The organism is Chloroflexota bacterium (assembly GCA_015478725.1).
GTDB lineage: Bacteria > Chloroflexota > Limnocylindria > Limnocylindrales > CSP1-4 > C-114.
In genome coordinates, this window is sequence record JADMIG010000126.1 from 1 (window position 1) to 1292 (window position 1292).

The window sequence follows — 1292 nt, forward strand, 5'->3', positions numbered from 1 at the left end:
CAGGGTGCTGAAGAAGTGTGTCGAGGCCCCTTCTTGAGCCTTTGCCTGGGTTGTTGGAGCCGGCCGCTCGCCCGTTCCGCTGTCCTCTGTTCCGTTCCCGCCGTCATTCCCCGTTCCTGCGCGAAGCGCGGGCGCTGTTTAGCCGCTGGCCCGCTCGATATTCGCGATGCGGACGAGGTTGAAGGTCGCCGCAGCGATGTAGGCCCAGATCTGGTTCTTCACGATGCCGATGAAGGCCAACTTTCTTCCGCCACCCACGGTCTTCGTCCAGCCGAAGAATTCTTCCACCCGTTTCCGCTTCCGCTGACTCTCGTCGTAGCCCGGGTGTCGCGTCGTCCGGGCGTCAACGCGGCTGCGTCTCCGGTTCGTGTGTTGCGCGACGTGCGGCGTGACGTTCCGCTCCCGCAAGTCGTCGATGAAGTCTTGTGTGTCGTAGCCTTTGTCCGCCCCCAGCGTGATCCGATGCTGCGCGCCGCGCCGGTCGATCATCTCGATCGCTGCCGCCCGCTCTGCCGTGCCCGTCGCCTGCGTGATCAGGATGTCCGTGATCATCCCGCTCCGGTTCTCCATGAGCGCGTGCCCGGCGTAGCACAGACGCGTCGACTGGCGGTCTCCCTTCCGCGCAAGCCGCGCATCCGGGTCGGTCGTCGAGGCGTGTGTCAGATTCGAACGCCGCGTGTTGTGGAAGTCCACGCTCGGATTCTTGCCGCCGCCCCGCGGCGTATCGTCGTCGCGCGGCCGGACGCTCTTCATCGATGCCCATGCTTCCAGCAGCGTCCCGTCCACCGTGAAGTGGTCCGAGGACAGCAGACGACGCCGCTCCGCTTCGGCGAGCACGGCAGCGAAGAAGCGCGCTGCCACTTCGTGCTGCAGCAGCCGGTCGCGGTTCTTCGTGAAGCTCGTCGGGTCGAAGGCGGGGCTCGTAATGTTGAGGTCGAGGAACCACTTGAAGAGCAGATCGTAGTGCAGGCGCTCGCACAACTGCCGTTCGCTGCGCACCGAGTAGAGGGACTTGAGCAACAGGGCCTTCAGCAAATGCTCGGGCGGGATCGACGGACGTCCCCAGGCCGGGTACATCTGCGTGAAGACCGGTGAGAGCTCGGACAGGATCTGATCGACGATGGATTTGATCACCCGGATCGGATGGTCCGCCGGGACGAACTGCTCCGGCGTCATCGGGACGAGCATCTCCGCTTGCTGGACCGCATCACCGCGCATCGAAACCTCCTGCGAACGACCCGCCGCGATCATCCTACGCCGGGCACGATCAGCCGTCGATCCCCTCCTGTACG

1 protein-coding gene is annotated in these 1292 nt (G+C 64.9%); it reads right to left on the reverse strand.

Features of this window, described 5'->3' with window-relative positions; all coding sequences use genetic code 11:
• Positions 1-138: 138 nt before the first annotated feature.
• Positions 139-1218, reverse strand: coding sequence for an IS5 family transposase (locus IVW53_16070; GenBank protein ID MBF6607078.1), 1080 nt, complete (start codon positions 1216-1218; stop codon positions 139-141).
• Positions 1219-1292 lie beyond the last annotated feature (74 nt).